25 protein-coding genes are annotated in these 22,037 nt (G+C 41.8%); all 25 read left to right on the top strand.

What is annotated here, in order from left to right; all coding sequences use genetic code 11:
- Positions 1-150 precede the first annotated feature (150 nt).
- The 25 genes from VEHSUH05_RS07830 to pheS all read left to right on the top strand — a co-directional run bounded on the left by VEHSUH05_RS07830 (position 151) and on the right by pheS (position 22,028).
- A complete protein-coding gene (locus VEHSUH05_RS07830) occupies positions 151-1,176 on the top strand; it encodes a sugar-binding transcriptional regulator (protein ID WP_054673607.1) in 1,026 nt (341 codons plus the stop codon).
- Positions 1,177-1,248: 72 nt separating this feature from the next.
- Positions 1,249-2,259, top strand: a complete 1,011-nt coding sequence (gene gap / locus VEHSUH05_RS07825; RefSeq protein WP_038115382.1) for a type I glyceraldehyde-3-phosphate dehydrogenase — start codon at positions 1,249-1,251, stop codon at positions 2,257-2,259.
- Positions 2,260-2,272: 13 nt separating this feature from the next.
- Entirely contained in the window at positions 2,273-3,451 is a 1,179-nt protein-coding gene (locus VEHSUH05_RS07820; RefSeq protein WP_038115380.1) for a phosphoglycerate kinase, read from the top strand.
- Position 3,452: 1 nt separating this feature from the next.
- Entirely contained in the window at positions 3,453-4,223 is a 771-nt protein-coding gene (gene tpiA, locus VEHSUH05_RS07815) for a triose-phosphate isomerase (protein ID WP_105091239.1), read from the top strand.
- 14 nt (positions 4,224-4,237) lie between these two features.
- A complete protein-coding gene (gpmI, locus tag VEHSUH05_RS07810; protein WP_105091238.1) occupies positions 4,238-5,764 on the top strand; it encodes a 2,3-bisphosphoglycerate-independent phosphoglycerate mutase in 1,527 nt (508 codons plus the stop codon).
- A 103-nt stretch (positions 5,765-5,867) separates the two neighbouring features.
- On the top strand, positions 5,868-7,154 hold the full coding sequence (eno, locus tag VEHSUH05_RS07805) for a phosphopyruvate hydratase (protein WP_054673605.1): 1,287 nt from the start codon (positions 5,868-5,870) through the stop codon (positions 7,152-7,154).
- Between the two features lie 238 nt (positions 7,155-7,392).
- The gene (locus VEHSUH05_RS07800; RefSeq protein WP_054673602.1) at positions 7,393-8,403 is read left to right on the top strand and encodes a GspE/PulE family protein; all 1,011 of its coding nucleotides are present in this window, start codon (positions 7,393-7,395) and stop codon (positions 8,401-8,403) included.
- The gene (locus VEHSUH05_RS07795; RefSeq protein ID WP_054673599.1) at positions 8,387-9,406 is read left to right on the top strand and encodes a type IV pilus twitching motility protein PilT; all 1,020 of its coding nucleotides are present in this window, start codon (positions 8,387-8,389) and stop codon (positions 9,404-9,406) included. The genes VEHSUH05_RS07800 and VEHSUH05_RS07795 overlap by 17 nt, the downstream gene beginning before the upstream one ends.
- An 8-nt stretch (positions 9,407-9,414) precedes the next feature.
- Positions 9,415-10,590, top strand: coding sequence for a type II secretion system F family protein (locus tag VEHSUH05_RS07790; protein WP_105091237.1), 1,176 nt, complete (start codon positions 9,415-9,417; stop codon positions 10,588-10,590).
- Positions 10,591-10,686: 96 nt separating this feature from the next.
- Positions 10,687-11,133 (top strand): competence type IV pilus major pilin ComGC, encoded by a 447-nt coding sequence (locus VEHSUH05_RS07785; RefSeq protein WP_105091236.1) that lies wholly within the window; start codon positions 10,687-10,689, stop codon positions 11,131-11,133.
- Positions 11,134-11,218: 85 nt separating this feature from the next.
- Complete coding sequence (locus tag VEHSUH05_RS07780; protein WP_054673595.1) at positions 11,219-11,773, top strand: prepilin peptidase; 555 nt, start codon at positions 11,219-11,221, stop codon at positions 11,771-11,773.
- A complete protein-coding gene (locus VEHSUH05_RS07775; RefSeq protein ID WP_105091235.1) occupies positions 11,740-12,201 on the top strand; it encodes a hypothetical protein in 462 nt (153 codons plus the stop codon). The genes VEHSUH05_RS07780 and VEHSUH05_RS07775 overlap by 34 nt, the downstream gene beginning before the upstream one ends.
- 37 nt (positions 12,202-12,238) lie before the next feature.
- A complete protein-coding gene (locus tag VEHSUH05_RS07770) occupies positions 12,239-12,562 on the top strand; it encodes a hypothetical protein (RefSeq protein WP_038115360.1) in 324 nt (107 codons plus the stop codon).
- A gap of 77 nt (positions 12,563-12,639) precedes the next feature.
- A complete protein-coding gene (locus VEHSUH05_RS07765; protein WP_038115358.1) occupies positions 12,640-13,227 on the top strand; it encodes a hypothetical protein in 588 nt (195 codons plus the stop codon).
- Positions 13,208-13,615, top strand: coding sequence for a hypothetical protein (locus VEHSUH05_RS07760; RefSeq protein ID WP_038115354.1), 408 nt, complete (start codon positions 13,208-13,210; stop codon positions 13,613-13,615). Before VEHSUH05_RS07765 ends, VEHSUH05_RS07760 begins: the two co-directional genes overlap by 20 nt.
- A 9-nt stretch (positions 13,616-13,624) precedes the next feature.
- Positions 13,625-14,479 carry a hypothetical protein gene (locus tag VEHSUH05_RS07755; RefSeq protein WP_038115352.1) on the top strand — a complete coding sequence of 285 codons (855 nt, stop codon included), beginning with the start codon at positions 13,625-13,627 and terminating at the stop codon, positions 14,477-14,479.
- A gap of 196 nt (positions 14,480-14,675) precedes the next feature.
- A complete protein-coding gene (locus VEHSUH05_RS09440) occupies positions 14,676-15,041 on the top strand; it encodes a hypothetical protein (RefSeq protein ID WP_245875950.1) in 366 nt (121 codons plus the stop codon).
- An 82-nt stretch (positions 15,042-15,123) separates the two neighbouring features.
- Positions 15,124-15,423 carry a hypothetical protein gene (locus VEHSUH05_RS09435; protein ID WP_245875949.1) on the top strand — a complete coding sequence of 100 codons (300 nt, stop codon included), beginning with the start codon at positions 15,124-15,126 and terminating at the stop codon, positions 15,421-15,423.
- A gap of 154 nt (positions 15,424-15,577) precedes the next feature.
- Positions 15,578-16,276 (top strand): shikimate kinase, encoded by a 699-nt coding sequence (locus VEHSUH05_RS07740; protein ID WP_038115348.1) that lies wholly within the window; start codon positions 15,578-15,580, stop codon positions 16,274-16,276.
- Positions 16,233-17,147, top strand: a complete 915-nt coding sequence (locus tag VEHSUH05_RS07735) for an ATP-dependent 6-phosphofructokinase (RefSeq protein ID WP_038115345.1) — start codon at positions 16,233-16,235, stop codon at positions 17,145-17,147. Before VEHSUH05_RS07740 ends, VEHSUH05_RS07735 begins: the two co-directional genes overlap by 44 nt.
- 152 nt (positions 17,148-17,299) lie before the next feature.
- Positions 17,300-18,382, top strand: coding sequence for an efflux RND transporter periplasmic adaptor subunit (locus VEHSUH05_RS07730; protein ID WP_038115343.1), 1,083 nt, complete (start codon positions 17,300-17,302; stop codon positions 18,380-18,382).
- A 12-nt stretch (positions 18,383-18,394) separates the two neighbouring features.
- Positions 18,395-19,117, top strand: coding sequence for an ABC transporter ATP-binding protein (locus VEHSUH05_RS07725; protein ID WP_105091234.1), 723 nt, complete (start codon positions 18,395-18,397; stop codon positions 19,115-19,117).
- A complete protein-coding gene (locus VEHSUH05_RS07720) occupies positions 19,110-20,321 on the top strand; it encodes an ABC transporter permease (protein WP_038115338.1) in 1,212 nt (403 codons plus the stop codon). Before VEHSUH05_RS07725 ends, VEHSUH05_RS07720 begins: the two co-directional genes overlap by 8 nt.
- Before the next feature lie 183 nt (positions 20,322-20,504).
- Complete coding sequence (locus tag VEHSUH05_RS07715) at positions 20,505-20,969, top strand: PaaI family thioesterase (protein WP_038115336.1); 465 nt, start codon at positions 20,505-20,507, stop codon at positions 20,967-20,969.
- Between the two features lie 36 nt (positions 20,970-21,005).
- Complete coding sequence (gene pheS / locus VEHSUH05_RS07710; RefSeq protein WP_038115334.1) at positions 21,006-22,028, top strand: phenylalanine--tRNA ligase subunit alpha; 1,023 nt, start codon at positions 21,006-21,008, stop codon at positions 22,026-22,028.
- The last annotated feature ends 9 nt before the right edge of the window (positions 22,029-22,037 follow it).

Raw genomic sequence — 22,037 nt, 5'->3', positions numbered from 1 at the left:
GTTTTTCGTTTTTTATTTTTTACTTGAATAAAATCTACATAGGGTATACAATACAAATGTAAAAGTGTTTTTTTATTTTGAGTGGGACAAATTTTGTTCACATGGGACGAAATAATTCAAACGGTTGCCAAAGGGTAAAGGAGGAGCCCGATGAACGAGTTTCTAATGGTGTGTGAACGTATTGTTCCTGAAATTGTAAGTGTCTTAAAGGAACGATACAAAATATTAAATCATCTTGTTTATGAAGAACCTATCGGGCGAAGAACATTGGCGGCGGTCACTGATTTGCCGGAGCGTACCGTACGAAGTCATATTGAACTGATGCGCACCAATGGTTTGGTGGATATTTATAAACCTGGGATTTATCTCACTGACGAGGGGCAAGCAATTGTTCCTAAGTTACGAAATTTTTTGAATGAATTGGATCGTATCGGTGAATTGGAACATCGATTGACTGAGGCGCTTCATATTAATCGAGTCATCATTACACCTACAGATGGGACATTAATGGTGAAAAAGTTGGGTTATACAGCTTCAAAATTATTACAGAAGCTGTTAAAGCCAAATGCTGTTGTCGCTATCAGCGGTGGTAGTACCATGGCGGCATTAGCGGAGGAGATGCCTCTTTTACCGTTGGAGCCTACGGTAGTGCCGGCTCGAGGCGGTGTCGGCGAGGTTGTAGAATACCAAGCAAATGTAATCGCTTCGGTACTTGCTGAACGTCTTCGCGGAACCTATAAGATGCTTCATTTACCAGATGGACTTTCACAGGATTCATTACATATGCTCATGACCTGTGAACCGCAAATTAAGGAGATTGGGGATCTCATCAATAGGACTGATGTGTTGCTGTTTGGTATCGGTACGGCCATGCGCATGGCGGATCAGCGTCATATCGGGGATGATATTCGTCAAATATTAGTAGAAAATCATGCGGTAGGTGAGGCTTTAGGTCAATACTGTGATATTGAAGGCAATTTAATTTATTCAACAAATAATATCGGTTTGTCTTTGCCGGATGTTGCAGAGGTGCCTAATGTCATCGCTGTAGCGGGAGGCGAAGATAAAGCCGGCGCTATTATCGGAGTTATGAGGGCTTGTAAAAAAGGCATTCTGATTATCGATGAACAGGCCGCTGAAGGTATGCGTCAATTATTACAGATTCCTGCTTTATAGGAAATTGTAATATATATAATTTAAGGTATTTAGACTATAAATTTTTATATTTTTGTTTAGGAGGATCTAACGATGGCAGTAAAAGTTGGTATTAACGGTTTTGGTCGTATCGGTAAATGTGTAGTACGTGCAGCGATTAACAATCCTGATGTGGAAGTAGTGGCTATTAATGCAACCGGGGACAATGAAGGTACCGCATTATTGTTAAAATACGATTCCGTACATGGCACAATTCCTAATGAAGTAACATTTGATGATGATAACATCTATGTTGATGGTAAGAAAATTCGTGTATTCCACGACCGTGATGCTTCCAAATTGCCTTGGTCTGAAGAAGGCGTAGAAATCGTTATGGAATGTACCGGTAAATACCGTGATGCTGAGGAAGCAAAGGTTCATTTGAATCAACCGACTGTTAAAAAAGTGTTGATTTCCGCACCTGGTAAAAACGAAGACTTAACGATGGTTATGGGCGTTAACCAGGATATGTATGATCCTGCAAAACATCATATTATCTCTAACGCATCTTGCACAACAAACTGCTTGGCTCCATTTGCTAAAGTATTGTGCGATGAATTCGGTATTAAACGCGGAATGATGACAACAATTCATTCCTATACTAACGATCAGAAAATTCTTGATGCGCGTCATAAAGATCCTCGTCGTGCCCGTGCGGCGGCCATGTCTATCATCCCTACTACAACCGGTGCGGCAAAGGCTGTGGCTAAGGTATTGCCTCAATTGAAAGGCAAACTTGACGGTTTCGCATTGCGTGTACCGACTCCGGATGTATCCGCCACTGATCTCGTGTGCGAACTTGAAAAACCGGCTACTAAAGAAGAAATCAACGAAGCATTCCGTAAGGCTGCTGCCGGAGAATTAAAGGGGATCCTTGGCGTATCCGATGTGCCATTGGTATCCTGTGATTTCGGCTCTGATCCACGCAGTTCCATCGTTGATGCTGATTTGACGATGGTTATGGACGGTAATTTGGTGAAAATTGTTTCCTGGTATGATAATGAATGGGGCTACTCTGAACGTCTTATCGATATGGCTGCATTCGTGGCAAGTAAAGGCTTATAATCGGGAGGCTTTTATGAAACAGACAATTGAGGATTTACAAGTAGCGAATAAAACAGTATTTGTACGTGTTGATTTTAATGTGCCTATGAAAGACGGTGTCATCACTGATGATACGCGTATTCGTAGTGCTTTACCGACGATAAACTATCTGATTGAAAAGGGCGCAAAAGTTATCCTCGCATCACATTTCGGTCGCCCAAAGGGGGAACGCAAACCGGAAATGTCCTTGGCCCCATGTGCTAAGCATTTATCTGGTCTCATCAATAAGCCAGTAGCATTCGTGGATGATTGTATCGGGCCAAAGGTGGAAGAAGCTGTAAAAGCGTTACAACCTGGTGATGTGTTGATGCTTGAAAATTTGCGGTACCACAACGAAGAAACTAAAAACGATCCTGCGTTCGCAAAACAGTTGGCGTCTTTGGCCGATGTGGCCATCAATGATGCTTTCGGTGTATCTCATCGCAATGCGGCATCTGTAGTCGGTATTGCTGATTATATTCCTATGGGTGCAGGTTTCTTATTGAAAAAAGAAATCGATGCATTAAGCGCAGCTGTTGTACATCCTAAAACACCTATGGCGGCTATTATAGGCGGTGCTAAGGTAACTGATAAGATTTCTGTTATCTCGAATTTATTGCCTAAGGTGGATGTAATGATCATCGGTGGCGGCATGGCTAATGCTTTCATTAAAGCTCAAGGCTGTAATATCGGCAACTCCTTATTTGAAGAAGGGCAGGAAGCGATTGCGACAGATCTTGTGATGGAAGCACGTGTGGCAGGTGCTAGACTGTTAACACCTGTAGATGCGGTGGTGGCTGATGCTTTCAGTAATGATGCTAATACTAAAATCGTCGATGTGGATCAGATTGAGGATGGCTGGATGATTTTAGATATTGGACCTAAAACACGTGAACTTTACACAGAGGCATTGGCCCCGATGAAAACGATTATTTGGAATGGCCCTATGGGCGTATTTGAAATGGAAAACTTTGCAGCCGGTACTAATGCGGTAGCGAAAGCTGTAGCTGAATCTGACGCGATGACTATCGTCGGCGGGGGTGATTCTGTGGCTGCTATTGAAAAGAGTGGTTTAGCAGATAAGATTAGTCATATTTCCACCGGTGGCGGTGCATCGCTTGAATTCCTGGAAGGCAAGATTCTACCGGGTATTGCTGCATTGACTGAGGCATAATATGAGAAAACCTATTATTGCGGGAAATTGGAAGATGAATGGTACAATCGCATCAGGATCTATATTAATTGAAGCGTTCAATAACGTCTTAGAAGGTATGGATCTGTCCTGTGATGTGGTGGTATGCCCTCCCTTCACAGCCCTTGAACGTGCGGTTACATTGACGCGAAACACGGCGATTGAAGTAGGGGCGCAAACGATGGACTACCATGATGCGGGTGCTTTTACCGGTGAGATTTCTCCGCTTATGCTCACAGAGGTGGGGGTATCTTATGTGATTATCGGTCATTCTGAACGCCGTGAATATTATGGTGAAACGGATGAAACTGTGAATGCGAAAATTAAGAGTGCCTTTCGTCATAATTTGATACCTATTGTCTGTGTCGGTGAAAGCTTAGAGCAACGCGAAGCGGGACACACATTGGAGTGGATAACGTCTCAATTGAAAGGCGCGTTACAGGATATTCCTAAAGAACAGGTGAGCCAGTTGATTATTGCGTATGAGCCTATATGGGCCATCGGGACCGGTAAAACGGCGACGGCAGCTCAAGCGGAAACTGTATGTAAATCCATTCGGGATTACATCCGATCCGTATATGGTCATGATGTGTCGGATAGAGTGCGCATTCAATATGGTGGCAGTGTAAAATCGGATAATAGCAAACAAATTTTAGGGCAGCCTAATATCGATGGAGCCCTTGTAGGTGGTGCATCCCTCGTGGTGGATGACTTTGTAGAAATCATTAAGGCGGCTAATATGGCGGACGTCTGATAAGAGGTATTAAAATGGCTAAATTAGAGGCCCCGGTTATGCTGGTTATTTTGGATGGCTTTGGCATGGGGGATCAATTAGATAAGACCAATGCTGTCGTACAGGCGAAGCCGTTCTGTTTTAATCAATTATGGGATATGTATCCTCATACAACATTAGAGGCTTCAGGGCTTGCTGTAGGCTTGCCGGATGGACAGATGGGAAACTCTGAGGTTGGTCATTTAAACCTCGGATCCGGTCGTATCGTATATCAAGATTTGACACGTATCACAAAAGATGTGGAATCCGGTGACTTTTACAAGCGTCCTGTTATAAAGGAATTGTATAAAGTGGCTAAAAAGCAAAGTCTTCACATTATCGGTCTTGTTTCTGACGGTAATGTCCACTGTTCGCTAGAGCATATTAAAGCGGTCATTAAAGGTGCTCATGATAATGGCATTGAGCGGGTATATGTACATGCTCTGCTTGATGGTCGCGATGTGGCACCACAATGTGCGAAGGTTTACCTGAAAGAGTTAGAATCCTATATGGCGGATGTTCATTGCGGTAAGATTGCCACAGTCAGCGGGCGTTATTATGGAATGGATCGTGATAATCGCTGGGACCGTGAAGAATTGGCTTATAATGCCATTGTGAATGGTCAAGGTGAAACGGCAGCATCCGCCTGTGAAGCGGTACAACAGTCTTATGATAAAGATGTGACGGACGAATTTGTTATCCCTACCGTTATTGATCATGAGGGAACCATCAAAAATGGAGATGCGGTAATTTTCTGTAATTTCCGTCCCGACCGGGGACGTGAACTCACCAAAGCATTGGTATTACCGGAATTTGACGGCTTTCAGCGTGAACCGTTGTCCATTTATATGGCAACAATGACAAAGTATGAAGACGGCTTGCCGGTACATATCGTGTATGAAAAGGATACGTTGCCGGAAACACTGGGGGAAGTGTTGAGTATGGGCGGCTATCGTCAGTTACGCATTGCGGAGACGGAAAAGTATGCTCATGTGACATACTTCTTTAATGGCGGTAAAGAGGAACCTTTTGATGGTGAAGATCGAATCTTGGTGAAGTCGCCGCAGGTAGCGACCTATGATCTGCAACCGGAAATGAGCGCTTATGAGGTGACGGATCGTGTCGTAGAGGCTATTGAATCGTCTCGATATGATATGATCATTCTTAATTTTGCGAATCCTGATATGGTCGGACATACGGGCAGTTTTCAGGCGGCGGTTAAAGCCGTTCAGGCTGTAGATTCATGTTTGGTACGAATTGTAGCGGCCATTCGCAGTAAACATGGACATTTACTGGTTACAGCGGATCATGGGAATGCGGAGGTTATGGTGAATCATGAAACCGGTAAGGTTCATACGGCACACACAACGAATCTGGTACCGCTCATTTTGGTCAGTGATGAACATAAATCAGACCATTTAGAAGCGGGTAAGCTCTGTGATATCGCGCCGACATTGCTGGATTTAGCCGGAATTAATAAACCTGCATCGATGACGGGGCATAGCTTATTACGTAAATCTTAATAAGGCAGATATTGTTTTATATGAACGCAGGTGAATTGAATTTCTGGGTTATAGAAATGATACATCTGTATTTTGATAATAGTATTTTATATGAGGTGACAACATGGCAGTAATTGAGCAAGTCGTGGCAAGAGAAATTTTGGATTCTCGTGGTAATCCAACCGTTGAAGTAGAAGTATGTTTGGAGGATGGTACTATTGCTACTGCGGCTGTTCCATCCGGAGCATCCACAGGTATGTTTGAAGCTGTAGAATTACGGGATGGTGATAAAAATCGCTATAACGGAAAAGGCGTATTGCAAGCCATCGATAATGTAAATGCAAAAATAGGACCTGCTCTTATCGGTTATGATGCTACAGAACAGGTGGCTATCGATAATCTGATGCTGGAACTAGATGGTACGGAAAATAAATCCAATTTCGGTGCTAATGCCATCTTAGGTGTATCCATGGCGGTTGCTCGCGCCGCTGCCGAGTCTCTGGACTTGCCGTTATTCATGTATCTGGGCGGATTTAATGCAAAAGAATTACCTGTGCCGATGATGAATATTTTAAACGGTGGCGCTCATGCTGATAATAATGTGGATATTCAGGAATTCATGATTATGCCTGTAGAGGCTGAATCTTTCAGTGAAGCCCTTCGCAGTTGTGCAGAGGTTTATCATACATTAAAATCTGTGTTGAATAAAAAAGGTTTGAGCACTGCTGTAGGTGATGAAGGCGGTTTTGCTCCAAATTTGGCATCTAATGAAGAAGCGTTAGAGGTTATTTGTGAAGCTATTAAAGTTGCCGGTTATGAACCCGGAAAAGATTTTAAATTGGCACTTGATTCCGCATCTTCTGAATTCTATAAAGACGGAAAATATAACTTGGCCGGAGAAGGTAAAGTTAAAACTGCAACTGAAATGGTCGAGTTCTACGAATACCTTGTGGGCAAATATCCAATCGTATCTATCGAGGACGGTCTTGCCGAAGAAGACTGGGACGGTTGGAAATTATTGACAGACCGCCTTGGTGGTCGTGTGCAACTTGTTGGAGATGATTTGTTCGTAACGAATACAAAACGTTTGGCAAAAGGCATTGAACTCGGTGTAGGCAATTCCATTTTGGTGAAAGTAAATCAAATCGGTACGCTTACAGAGGCTTTTGATGCAATGGAACTCGCTAAACGTGCCGGTTATACATGTGTTGTATCTCATCGCTCCGGTGAAACTGAAGATACCTTCATTGCAGATATTGCAGTAGCCGTCAATGCCGGTCAAATTAAAACAGGTGCACCGGCTCGTTCTGAGCGTGTTGCGAAGTACAATCAGTTGTTGCGCATTGAAGAAATGCTGTATGAAACAGCTCAATATAAAGGTAATGATGTCTTTTATAATTTGAAAAAATAACAGATATAATAACTTAAATTACCCAGTTACTGTTAAATTCAGTTCCGTTTAACAGTATTAGGCAAGAATATGCTGATACCAGCGCCCTTCGGGGCGCTTTTTTATTTGTGTGAAAGTTATAATTTTTCGCTTCGTGGATTTTTAGAAATAAAAGAGGAATTTAAGATATTGTGTCGAAACAATATACGCCATACGTTAGGGTGAGGTAAAAACATACCGCAAGGTTTAGGAGGTGACCATGTATGTAGATGTAACGTTGGATGATATTATTCTATGTGCTTTGCAACATAATGTGAGCGATATTCATTTTGATCCGATGGAAGAAGGTGTGTATGTCAGGTTTCGTCAAGATGGTTTATTACAGACGCATATGACACTGCCTGATGAGGAGGCGGATCTCGTATTAAATCGAATTAAGGTATGTAGCGCTCTTGATATCAGTGAGAAGCGATTACCTCAAGATGGACGGTGGGTATGGAAGCATCGCAATGAATCTGTAACGATGCGCGTTTCCACACTCCCCAGTCTGTATGGTGAAACTGTAGTGTGTCGTCTTATGGGAAATGAAGGGAGCCATAAAAGTCTTGAAGCGTTAGGTATGCCGCAGCATATTTTTGAACATATAAAAAAATTACTGCAAAGACCGTATGGGCTCATGTTAATTTGCGGTCCTACGGGCAGTGGTAAAACAGCCACATTATATTCTATGTTGCGAATGCTTAATTTACGTGAAACGAAGCTCATCTGTCTGGAAGATCCGGTTGAGGCGGAAATTAAAGGTGCCATTCAAATCGGTATTAATGAGAAAATCGGTTTTACTTTTGCCAAAGGGCTGCGCTCAGTACTGCGTCAGGATCCGGATACGATTATGATTGGAGAAATTCGAGATCGGGAGACTGCCGAATTAGCCGTTAAATCGGCTTTGACAGGACATCGTGTGCTCTCTACAATTCACACCAATACTGCTATGGGCGTTGTCACACGGCTTATGGATATGGGCGTGGAGCCCTATTTGATTCGGGCTACTTTAATAGGTGCCGTCGCACAGCGTTTAGTCAGACGTTTTGATGGAACTGTATATCATGATAGAACTGCTTTATTTGAGTATTTGGAGATACCTCTTAATGAGGCTGATTGGGATAATCTGGCGTCTCATCTATTATTATCTCTTGAGGACTCCGCAAATGATGCAGTGCAGAGACATATAACATCTTTGGAGGAGGTGCATCGTTGTGGACTTTTGTTGTGAGATAGTTGATCTTGAAGGTATTGTGCAGCAAGCTTTGGATAAATCTTCTACAGATATTCACTTACAATGTGGACAGTTGATTTATTTGCGAAGTGGAGACGGATTAAAGCCGACACATTCGATTTGTACAACCGAACTCATTGAGGATATCTTACAGCGATGCGGTATAGAAACTGACGAATGGCAGTCTTTAGACGAAGCATGCTCCTGCTGCGGCGTACGAATCAGGGTTCATTTATATCGTGCCAATCACATCATATGCGGCACGTTGCGACTTTTATGCCATCATAAATTGGGATTGGATGATACCGGTGAAGGCAAGTTATTGCAAAATTTATGTGCCGCTCATGACGGATTGCTTCTGGTATGCGGCCCGACGGGTAGCGGTAAAAGTTATACCTTAGCGTGTTGCATTGATTATATTAATCAAACGATGGAAAAACACATTATTACACTGGAGGATCCAATCGAGTTCGAGTTTGTTGCGCAGAAATCCCTTATCCATCAACGCCAATTGGGTTGTGACATCATCTCTATGTCCTCAGGAATACGGGATGCGCTGCGTGAAGATCCTGATGTGATTATGGTAGGCGAACTGCGTGATCGGGAAACCCTGGAGGCGGCTTTGCATGCTGCTGAAACGGGTCACTTGGTAATGGCTACGATGCATACACAACGGGCTGTAATGGCTGTACATAGAATGATTTCACTTTTTCCAAGTGAACAACAAGAAGAGGTGCGTAGTCAAATCTCTCAAGTGTTACGTGCAGTAATATGTCAACGGTTATTACGGTGGAACCAGCAGTTCATTACGATTCGAGATATTTTATTAAATACGCATGCGGTGGCCAATCTTATACGGACGCGAAAAGAGCCGCAAATTGTTTCCATACAGGAAACACAGATGCCCATGAAGACGTTGGAAATGTCGGTGCGCGATGTAAAAGCTCAATACGGTGGATATCAGCAGTTACATTCTTTACTCGATCAGCAATTGTCATAGGAGTAAGCATGGATGCATATGAATATGTAGTAAGAAATGATGCGGATGAAACCGTAAAAGGTGTATTGTGGGGTGAATCCGAACGAGAAATAGCACTTCGGTTAAAACGTGACGGATTCCGGATTTATCGTATTAACCGCAAAGAAAAATCAAAGGTGCAATCATGGAGTCATGAAGTGGTGGCCGATATAACTTATCAGTTGGGATTACTGATAGAGTCCGGTGTTCCTTTGAGACGCGCTCTGCATTTGCTATGTAATGGTCGTAGAGCACTAGTGTACAGGGCTCTTTACGAATCAATTGAGCGAGGGCAACCTTTGTCTCAGGCGTTTCGGAATGAAGGTTGTCCGCCTATCGCATTGGCTCTGCTTGAGAGCGGAGAGGCATCGGGTACGTTAGGAGAGAGTCTGCGGTATATTTCACATCATTATGAATGGGAGCGGCAACTGCGTCAAAAGATTATCAGCGCTATCTCATATCCGGCATTTCTCTTGGTTCTGATGAATTTATTTTTCTTTGTCACCGTATTGTTTATCATTCCGTCCTTTCAGAAGGTGTTTGAGACCATGCATATTGAATTGCCGATGATGACTAGAGCTCTATTTGCATTAGGACAGGGGTTAAAGGATCATCCGGTAATGGCAATAGGTATTCATTTCCTAGGTGCCGTCTGTATCCTGTGGGGCTATAAACAAAATCGTATACGTCATGCAGTACATCGTAGGTTATGGCAACTGGCTCATCGTCATCAATGGTTAACCTGTATGTATTATACGAGTATGCTCAAGATTTGGGCATTGTTGTTGGAGGCGGGGCTTTCTATTATTCAAACTGTAGAGATCACCCAACCTTTATGGCCTAATCTATATGGTCGTGAATGCAGTGAATACGTGAAAAGAGAACTGTTAAGCGGTCACTCTTTATGTGAAAGTTTAGAAGCTGCACATATAGGGAATACTTTCATATGGCAAATGGTATCTATCGGAGAGGAAAGCGGCGAGCTCGTAACGATGTTGAATCACTGCGGTCGCTATTACGAGTTGATATTGGCAAAGTATATAGGGCGTTTGGAGAGACTGTTGGAGCCTATTCTGTTAACGGTTATGGGGATTGGTGTAGCTGTACTCGTCGTATCTGTTATGTATCCGTTGTTTACGTCAATTTCATCTCTCAGCGGATATTGAGCGACATATCGTTATTTATGCAGGTTTATTTTGATTAGGAGTAACAATTGTTATCGTAAAGAAAAAAGTTTTGTGTGAAATGAAAAGGAGAATAGTATGAATTACATGTTACGGTTTGTCAATACGGTTGATGAAAGATTACATCGCTGTAGTCAATGGGTTGTGAGTCATCTGAAGTTAGGTCATGTTCAGCAGGACCTTAAAAGATCGCGCGAAGGCGGTTTCACCTTGGTGGAATTAATGGTGGTGGTTGCTGTTATTGCAATATTGGCGGCCATTGCGATGCCACAGTTTATGAGCGCGGCGGATAAAGCTAAAGCGGCTAAGGAAACTGCTGATATTCAGATTATTAAAAATGCCACTCAGTTGTATATGATCGACAAGAACATAGAGACACCGCCGACTGTTGAAAGTCTATATAAGGAAGGGTATTTAACGGAACATGTAAAAACATCAAAAGGCAAGGAATATACTATCAGTTATGAACAGGTAAGCGGTAATACAGGTAAATCTGTCGTCGTTACCGCTCCAAATACACCATGATGGATGGCTGAAATTGTAAAGATGATTGTATGTTGTTAAGTTTCAATAATGTGTAAGTTCGTATTTGTCTGATAAGGATAGGCTTATGAAAGGGACACAGTATATTATCGCGTTAGTTATATATGTAGCATCCATAGTGCTCCCTCTATGGTTTTGTATACAGGCAGTATCTTATATTCACGTTGCTTTATATGCAGTGTTTTCACTCATACTCTTAGCAGGTGCTACCATCGATATGCATTACTATATACTGCCTGATGAAGGTGCAGTTATTCTTGCCATAGGAGGATGTATATACAGCTATATAAATGATTATAGTTTAGTGAACGTTCTTACAGGTGTTTGTGTAGTTGGCCTCATTACATTACTTATACGCTATATCAGTCACAAGGGATTTGGCCTAGGTGATGTAAAGTGGTTTTGTGCTATCGCTACATGGTTGACGCCGTGGGAATTAATCTGTTTCTTCTACATAGCGTTTTGCTCAGGTTCACTCTATCTCTTACTGAGCGGCTATAAGAAACGATATATACCGTTTGGTCCCTTTCTATGCTTTGGCGGATGGTGTGCATTACACTGCGGGAGTTACATGGAGGTATTGTATAGATGGATACTCGTCAGCTTAAAGGGCCAAGGGTAGGTGCTCTACTTGTGGAGTGGGTTATTACCATCGGTTTAGTAATACTCATTGCCACGCTAACTATGCCTATGATGACGACGCCGTCTCGTTATACTCTTAATGGAGCTACACAAGAGGTCGTATGTATGATTAAAAAGGTACAGTTTTGGTCTATGCTGGGGCATAAGTCCAATCGCTTGGGTCACATGACATTTGTACTGCATAAGAATAAATACACCATTGCGGAAGATATGTATCATCATACCGTTGATATACAGTTACCAACGTCAATTGAAAGTCAGAGGTCCTTAACGACGATTTCCTTTTCCGCTTTCGGTTTACCGTATGATGAGACGGAAATAGTTTTATTAGATAAGGAAAGTGGTGAGAAAAATCGCATCTGGATATCTGTACAAACGGGGCGTATACGGTGGGAGGAAATTCACTGATTCGGGTTTTCTATATGGAGATGCACTTGCATCAGCCATGATCATCCTATTTATTTTGCCCGTCGTATTGTCCGTGTTCTGGTTAGCAAGTCTTTCTGTTCAACGGGCTTACTATTGGGATCATATTTTGCAAGATACTCTTACATATTTGGAGGAGGCTAAGTGTGAATATTATAAAACGGGACATGTTACCGCCGGAGATTATCCGTCACAGTTTATTATCAGTAACGGGATGAACATAACTTACAGAAAAGGTGCTGCGCTTATTGATATAAAAGGTGTTCCTATGCAGCATATAACCGTACAGGCGTTAGATAACGGACACATTGTTTATACATTGTGTACGGATATTGAACATTGAAACTAGGTATATAACCTATGAGTTGTATGGATATGAATTATATTCTTGAAAGGATGCATATATGAATTGTAAGTATTATGAGAAGGGTCTTAAAAAAAAATAAACAAGCAGGCTTTATTTTATACTCAACTGTTATCAGTATAACCATCTCTACAATTATATTGTCGATTCTGTTGAGCGTCATATTCTATGCTGTCATGTGGGATGCCAAGCTGCTTGATAGTGTATCGATGATGGAGGATGGTCGTTATACACGACGTATGGTAGTAGCCCATATAATGTGGAATAAGGCTCCTGTAACGGTTGAGGATGCCAATCAAAGCCTTATGATTCATGATAATAAAAGAACTACATTCGTTATTCGTCGACATGCATTGTATCGTAAACTAACGGACGGCAGTTTACAACCTGTCAGCGGTAGTCGCATTATCGGAACTGCGGATAAAAGACATTTAGATCATACGCGGGATAAAGGATTTGCGATGGATGAGTACGGTGTGGTTCATTTACATTGGTTCATTAATAATCGGTTTGCTAAAGAAAAATCATATACCGAGGGCTATGGCGGTATAGCCGGTTATGAAGTGGCTACAGGTCGAGGGACGATATTTAATTGGTATATACATGATGAGAACGAGGGCGATAGTGAACACAGAGACTTATAATGCGGGATTCATTACATATGTGGCTATATTATCGATGACTTTTTTATTGCTGGTGGCTTTTACCGGGCTTCATATAGGTCAAATATGTGAAAGTAATACAATGGATGAATTACATCTTGAAGAGGCTCATTATGCAGCTGAACGGGGAGCACACTGGTTTGTCGGCTATTGTAAATCCGGGAATGGATGGGATTTTAATGAGCCGTTATCGGTTGTTGATGATAAGGATTGCACGATTTATATTGAGGCTGATAAGCGTAAAGATATACCACGACATGTAATCAGTTACGGCAGGATAAAATCGTATGAAATTAGCAGTCGAATTCATATGTATGTTACGGTTGATACAAATCATCATATGCATGTAGTTTCTATAAAACCATACTGAGGAGAACATATGAAAGAAAAGAAAAAGGTCCATGCGGGACTATGTGTAACCGATGAGAGAATCGTCGGTGTAACGGCACATATTGAAAATAAAACCATGGTAATTACCGATGCGCTTGAAATGAAACGAACCGGCTCCATTGATGAAGATGTAGCAAATTTTATTGAAACTTATGATTTAGATGACGGAGAGTATAGTATTGTTGCGGATATAAAGACACAAATGCATATGGCCGCTTATGATCCGCATGATTTTGATGTGAAGGAATTTATTAAATGGAATGTGGATGACTATTTTGATTTTGATGGCGATTGCTTTCAAATGGATGCATGTCGTCGAGAATATCCACGACATAATTATTACATGTTCATGGTGGCTGTTGATCGGCATGATTTGGAGTTATTGAAGCAGGGGATACGGGATACGTATGCGCCGGTAGATGTTATTGATGGGTGGCCTATACCGATATGTTACAGTTATATGCAACGCAGTGGAATCATAACCGGGATTGTAGAGCCGGAAGGTATGCATTTATGGGCTTGGTGGAAGGATGTATCTGTACAGGACGTTATCGTTCCTATAACGGAATCAGATATAAAAGAGGCTATTTTAAGACTCGAGGAGAAATTACAGCAGTTCGGTATAGATGAAATTAAAGGAGTTCATTTTTATGGAACTGAAGACCTTACTACGGAGAAATGGCGTGAATTGAATTCTATTGTAGATATGTATGGTGATATAGAATATATACCTCTGCTATTGTTAGGACGTGGCCGGAATCGATGCCAGATCGGATGTCTTGATTGGGATATGGCCATAGGCATGGCGGCAAGGGGGTTAAAGTGGATTGGTCAGGGATGGTAATAATGAATTAATCAATCTTATGCCCCGTTCTTTGCAATGGCACAGTTTTTGGCATAGGTATCGATATTTAGGGTATATATTAAGTGTTGTATTTTTCCTGTTAGGCTGTATATCGATCTATTTATGTATCACTTCATATCAGTCTTATCGGAATCAGGTAGGTCAGTGGTGTGATGTGAAAAATAATAGACAGTATGTGGACGTACGGCAAAAGTATGATACGGTAATGTCTTTGCGTAATCAAATATTGCAACGCGATAAAGGTTTTTCACATAATGCCGTTATAATTTGTATATTAGATCTGGCGATGAATCAAGAAATAAGTTTAAATCATCTTGCGTATAAGAATGGGCATATATCCATTGATGGAGAGGGCATAAGTGATGAACGGTGTCGAGCTTTTTTGGATAATGTTCAACATCGATTGACGAAAATTGAGTGTCATGGAACAGTTAAAGCGAATAAAGGAAAATATACATTCCATATGGATGGATCTGAAGGCGAGCACAACGCTACCGGTGGAGAAAATCATGGGAGCGCTTCTGCTTTGGATAATCCTTAGCGGAGTCTGTCTATATGGATATGTATATTTTTATAATCATCAATATTCCATAGCGGAGCAGATGGAGTTATATACTATAAATATGCAGGTTAAATCTGATTATTTAACCTCTAAAGAGGCCGAGTTATTGATGCGGTTTCAATATGAAGATACGTCTTATGAACAGATATTGGAATCTTTGCGAGGCGAACCCTTAATGATTGTGAGTACGGTGGAACATGAAAAGATGCTGGAATTAACGTTGCTGGGCAGTACGGAAAGTCTATTTAATTGGTTGAATTCAGTCGAGAAAGCAGAATCTCAACATCATATAGAAATAGCAGATATTGAGCGGAAGGGCAATGTTGTATATGTGCAATGTATGATAAAGTCCGATAAATAGACTCAAGCCTTTTTTCATTCGTTTATGTTATTATAATTTTATAGATAATGAATAGAAATAGACCCTGGTGAGTTATATCCAAAGGGTCTATCTTTGTTTTTACATGGAATTATAGTAAAATGAAAGATATGAAATGATAAGGGGCTCACTATACATGATAATTAAACGAAATATTATGCTCATCGGTTCTATGGGAAGTGGAAAAAGTCACTTCGGTCGCAATCTGGCGGAACGAAAAGGCTGGCAATTCGTAGATACCGATCGCGTATTGGAAGATCGTTTTGGCTTGCCCATTGCAGATATTTATAAAAAAATCGGAGAAAAAGCATTTCGCCGTGCTGAAATGGATGTTTTAAAAAAGGTATGCTTATACCATGAAGCTGTTATTTCAGTAGGCGGAAACTTTCCGATAGAACATCGTACGTTAAAGATATTGAAAAAATATTCCTATATCATCGGTATTCGCGCAGCACAATTTCGTATTGTAAGTCGTGTTAATCGCCGTATCGGTAAACGACCGACGATGGATTATACAAATGTGAATTCTTTTGTTCATACCATGATACAATCCTGGAAACCTGTATATAAACAGTGTGACTATGTATTAGATACGACAAACGGTCGAACTTTTGATTTTATGCAGCGAATCGAAAAGGCGCTCGAAACATCTGCGGTACAATTTAAAGCAAGGCGTCGATCCAAAGATAATACAATTCCATCAGATGCTATATCCAAACAAGATATACCACGAGGGGGTAATGGATATGAGAAAAATCGCAATATTAACAAGCGGTGGAGACGCACCGGGAATGAACGCCGCCATTCGGGCCGTTACAAGAAAAGCAATCCATGAAGGTTTTCAAGTATTCGGCATTGAACGGGGGTATCTTGGCATTATACAAGAGGCTATATTCCCTCTACAGGCTCGCGATGTTGGCGGAATTATCACTCAGGGCGGTACAATGCTTAAAACGGCAAGGTATCCTGAGTTTCAAGATGAATCTTTGCAAGAGAACGCTTATCAAATATTGAAGCGTCATGGTATCGATCATCTGATCGTCATAGGTGGTGACGGTTCCATGCGCGGTGCACAGGGCTTATCAAGACACGGTATGTCAACGATGACAATTCCTTGTACTATTGATAATGATATGGGCGGTACGCAATATACCATCGGATTTGATACGGCACTGAATACTGTTGTTGATGCGGTCGGGCATATCCGCGATACATCGAACTCTCATGAGCGGGTAGCCATTGTGGAAGTAATGGGCCGCAAGGCCGGACATATTGCTTTGCAGTCCGGGATTGCATGTGGCGCTGAAATCGTTCTGGTACCTGAGAATCCGATGCCGCTTCATGAAGTTTGCCGCCATTTGAAGGAAACTCAATTGCGAGGTAAGGAGTATAGCGTTATACTTGTGGCAGAAGGTGCCTACAAAAGTGGCGAAGTAAAAGAATTTATAAAAAATCATACGGAATTTGACCCGAGTTTGACTGTTCTAGGTTATTTACAACGTGGTGGCGGACCTTCCGCATTTGATGCGATTTTAGCCGCCCGTATGAGTGAGGTATGTATTAATACATTGATGAGCGGCGTAGATAATCGTTTAATCGGGTATATTGATGGTCATATTCGTACTATATCTTATAAGGAAGCGGAAAAATTGCAGTTTCCAATCAATGAAGAACAATATACTTTGTTGTCTATTTTAAGTAGTTAATGGCTCGAAGGGTCATTTTTTATCTCAATAAAATTATATTGTGTAAAAGTCAATAGTACTGTATAATTGATTAAAACCGATAGACATAGCCTGATTGGCTATAGATTCTCATGAATATAATCAGTTCTTCATTTTTCTATAAGGAGATAAGAATGAAAGAATTTTTTAGAAAACATCGCAAACGTATTATTACCGGTGCTGTAGTACTATGTGTACTCGGTGGCGGTGTTTATTACTACATTAACAGCGATGATGCGAGTCAATCACAAAAACTATATACTACGGGTAAAGTTGAAAAAGGTGATGTTAAAACAAGTATTTCCGCAACAGGGACAATTAATCCTGTCAACTATGTAGATGTATCCACAAATGTAGCCGGCAAGCTTGAATCAGTATTGGTTAAGGAAAATGACCAAGTTACAGCCGGTCAGGTTATTGCGTATATTGATACGCGTCAATTACAAGCCACTGTCGACGATGCACGTGCAGCAATGTCAAAGGCTGAACTTGATATGAATCGTTATAAAGCCTTGGTTGATCAGAATGCGATTGCACAACAGAAATATGATGATTCCGTTACTGACTATGAACGTGCTAAGTCTGTATATGATAAAGCTGTAGCTGATTTGAGCGATGCCACCATTACGGCTCCGATGGCCGGTACCGTTGTGGGTACCCCTTTGAAGGCGGGCCAAACGATTAGTACGGGGATTTCGACACAGATGATTATCGCCACGATTGCCGATTTATCTAATTTAGAAATTTATCTCACAGTGGACGAAACGGATATTGGAAATATTAAAAACGGATCGCGTGTTGAGTTTACAGTCGACTCCAAACCTGGTGAGACTTTTACGGGCTATGTATCTGAAATTGCTAAAGGTACAAAGGGTGAATTAGGCAAAACCAGTACGAGTGTAGTGTACTATACCGTAAAAGTTGCCATACCTCAGGATATAGCGGGTAATTTCTTGCCGACAATGACAGCGAGGGCCACTATTTTCGGGGATGATATAAAGAATACATTAGTTGTTCCTCTAACAGCTGTACGTACTGATAAGCAAGGGGAATATGTATATGTTATTAAAGATGGTCAACCTGTGAGAACAGCTGTATCTACCGGCGTAACCGGAGATACGAATGTACAAATTCTCAAAGGCTTGTCTGAAGGTGACGAAATCATCGTGAGCGGTGATGTGACCGCACCAAAGAGTAATGTAGGCGGACCATTCTAAGAGAAGGTGCTTATGAATCAATCAGTAATTGATATACAAGGGATTACAAAGACCTATGTGAATGGCAAATTATCAGTTCCTGTTTTGCATGGCATTGATTTACTTGTCAATAAGGGCGAGTTTATATCCATCATGGGGCCATCTGGTTCCGGTAAATCCACCTTTATGAATATTCTCGGCTGTTTGGACCGCCCTACGACCGGTTCTTATCGTCTTAATGGTGATGAGGTTGCCACCTTATCCGATGATGAATTGGCGTTTGTGCGAAATAAACAGATCGGTTTTGTATTCCAAAGTTTTAATCTGCTAACAAAATTAACAGCTCTTGAAAATGTGGCATTGCCTATGATTTATGCTGGTGTAGGCAAGAAAAATCGAAATGAGCGGGCTTCTTTGTTATTACAATCCGTCGGCCTCGGAGACCGTATGGATCACTTGCCGTCCGAATTATCTGGTGGGCAACGACAACGTGTTGCCATTGCCCGTGCGTTGGCGAATGACCCTTCAATCATTATGGCCGATGAGCCCACAGGGAATCTCGATTCCAAGTCGACCATCGATGTCATGAATATTTTTCGTGGCCTTCATGCTGAAGGGCGAACAATTATTCTCGTAACGCATGAACCGGATATTGCAACGTATGCAAGTCGTAATGTTGTTCTCAAAGATGGAATAATTGTGGAGGATTCGATTAATTCAAATATGACTCCGGTAGAGGAGGTGCCTCATGTATAGAGAAAGTTTCTTAATGGCTTGGGCCTCCTTGGTCGCTAATAAAATGCGGTCTATATTGACCATGCTGGGTATTATCATCGGTGTAGCCGCCGTTATTGCATTGGTATCAATCGGTAATGGTGTAAAGCAGAACATTCAAGAGTCTATTTCCAGTTTGGGTTCCAATTTACTGGTAGTTATGCCGGGGGCTGCACGTACCCCGGGGGTTAGACCTTCGGCAGGGTCCATGAAGTCCTTAAAAATATCCGACTATGAAGCGATTGCCAAGCTAGACGGTGTGAAAGCTGTCAGTCCGATGACTAATAATTCGTATGTGGTGATTTATCAGAATAAAAACTGGACCACATCCGTGTCAGGCGTTAACTCGAACTTTCAGGATGTAAATAACTGGTCAATGGCATCCGGTCGTTTTTTCTCCGATAAGAATGTAAAAAACCGTGAACGTGTAGCGGTTGTAGGTCAGACGGTGGTGAAAAATCTATTTGCCGACGAAGACCCTGTCGGACAGGAGATTCGGGTTAAAAACATCCCGTTCCGTGTTATCGGAGTCCTCAATAGTAAAGGGAACGGCTCAATGGGTAATGACCAAGATGATACGATATTAATACCTTATACAACGGCAATGGAACGCGTGGAAGGTGTTGACTACCTACGTATGTTGTATGTTGTAGCTAAGGATGATGACGGTATCGATAGATTACAGGCGGATATAGAAAATTTATTACGTGTTCGTCATAATATTAAGGATACGAATTTGGATGATTTTAATGTTCAAAATATGAAATCTATTATGGAAACAGTAGCTGAGACAACCGGGACATTTACATTGTTCTTAGGTGCTGTAGCGGCGATTTCGCTCGTAGTAGGCGGTATCGGCATCATGAACATCATGCTTGTATCCGTAACGGAGCGTACTCGAGAAATCGGTATACGTAAGGCTCTGGGGGCGACGTACAGCGTAATTGTTACACAGTTCTTAATCGAGGCCGTCGTTATCAGTTTGATGGGTGGTCTCATTGGTATTGCCTTCGGTATCGGCGTATCTAAATTGATCGGTACGGCATCCGGTATGCATACGGTTATATCCGTTCCGACGATTTTCTTATCCTTCGGCTTCTCCATGGCTATCGGGTTAATCTTCGGTATTTACCCTGCCCGTAAAGCGGCTAAATTGAACCCTATTGATGCATTACATTATGAATAAATGATCTACTGTTTACACGGTAGCTATTCGCATATGGTGCGTTGCGTGATACAATGATTACGTAACGCACCATTTTATATTGATGGAAAAACTTCAAGTTCCATCAACGAAAGAATGTATATGTGTATTGAGTAGAAATAAATTTTATTTAAAACGTATTGTAAATTGAAAATGGAGAATCCCATGGCGACGAGCTTATTAGAATATTTTAACGAACTGCGCGAGCAAAATCCTTTTTCTTGGGTGAAAGATTCGGAGGTTACGGCTGTTGAGGCCGGTCATATCGAAATGACATTACAAACGAATGCAACGGAGTACTGTAATTTTAGAGGCCATCTGCATGGCGCAGTCTGCATCGGTTTTGCGGATAGTTTGATGGGCTCATCCTGTTTTACCTTAGGAAAATCCGTGAGTACAATCGATATTAACGGCAATTATGTGAAAGCTGTTACAGGCGGTACATTATTACGCGGTGTGGCTAATGTAGAACATAACGGTAAAACCACTATGGTTGCGACGGCACGTATTTATAATGAACTCGGAGAACTCGTTCATTTGGCAAGGGGTACATTTTATGTCTTGGAAGAAAAGCCGTTGCCTGATTTACCATGGCGTTTTATTGAAGAGGACAACCCTGATTTGGTATAATGAGGTTTGAACTTTGTACTATAGGAGGATGCTTGAATGAAAGAAGAACTACAACGGATTAAGGCTGAAGCCCTTGATGCCATTAAAGGGTTGACAGATCAACGATCGTTGCAAGATATACGCGTTAAATATTTGGGTAAAAAAGGTGAGATAACGGCCTTATTAAAAGGGCTAGGTAAATTATCCCCGGAAGAACGCCCTAAGGCGGGCGCTCTCGTTAATGCCGTACGTGAAGAATTAGAGGCTAAAATCGATGCGGTTAAGACCCGCATGGAAGCAGCTGAGCTAAATGCCCGTTTAGAACAAGAACGCATTGATATTACTTTGCCTGGTCGCGCACCGAAATCCGGTCATATTCATCCATTAACCGCGGTTAATGAGATGATTGAAGACTTCTTTATGAAAATGGGATATACCGTTGAAGAGGGGCCGGAGATTGAACAGGATTACTATAACTTCGAATGCCTTAATTTGCCGAAAGATCATCCTGCACGCGATATGCAGGACTCCTTCTATATTACAGAAAACTTCCTGTTACGTACGCATACTTCTCCGGTACAAGCTCGTACAATGCAACGCCATGAACCGAACAGTCCAATCCGCATGATTGCACCAGGTAAGGTATATCGTTGGGATTACGATGCGACTCATTCCCCAGTATTCCATCAAGTGGAAGGGCTTATTATCGATGAGCACATTACATTTGCCGACTTGAAAGGGACCCTTGAATCTTTCTTGCGTCATATGTATGGGGATGAAACAAAAGTGCGCTTCCGTACAAGCTTCTTCCCGTTTACAGAACCATCTGCCGAAGTGGACATTTCCTGTGTTATGTGTGGCGGCGAAGGCTGTCGTGTATGCTCCCATACCGGTTGGCTTGAAATCTTAGGCTGCGGTATGGTTCATCCTGATGTGTTGCGCATGAACGGTTATGATCCTGAAAAGGTCAAAGGCTTTGCCTTTGGGATGGGCGTAGAGCGTATTGCTATGCTTTTATACGGCATTAACGATTTACGTCTATTCTTCGAAGATGATGTACGATTCTTGGAACAATTTTAGGAGGAACTC

Origin of the sequence: Veillonella denticariosi JCM 15641 (assembly GCF_002959855.1) — a bacterium.
Lineage (GTDB): Bacteria > Bacillota > Negativicutes > Veillonellales > Veillonellaceae > Veillonella > Veillonella denticariosi.
The sequence above is the reverse complement of the archived record's forward strand: the minus strand, read 5'-3'. Positions and strand labels throughout refer to the sequence as shown.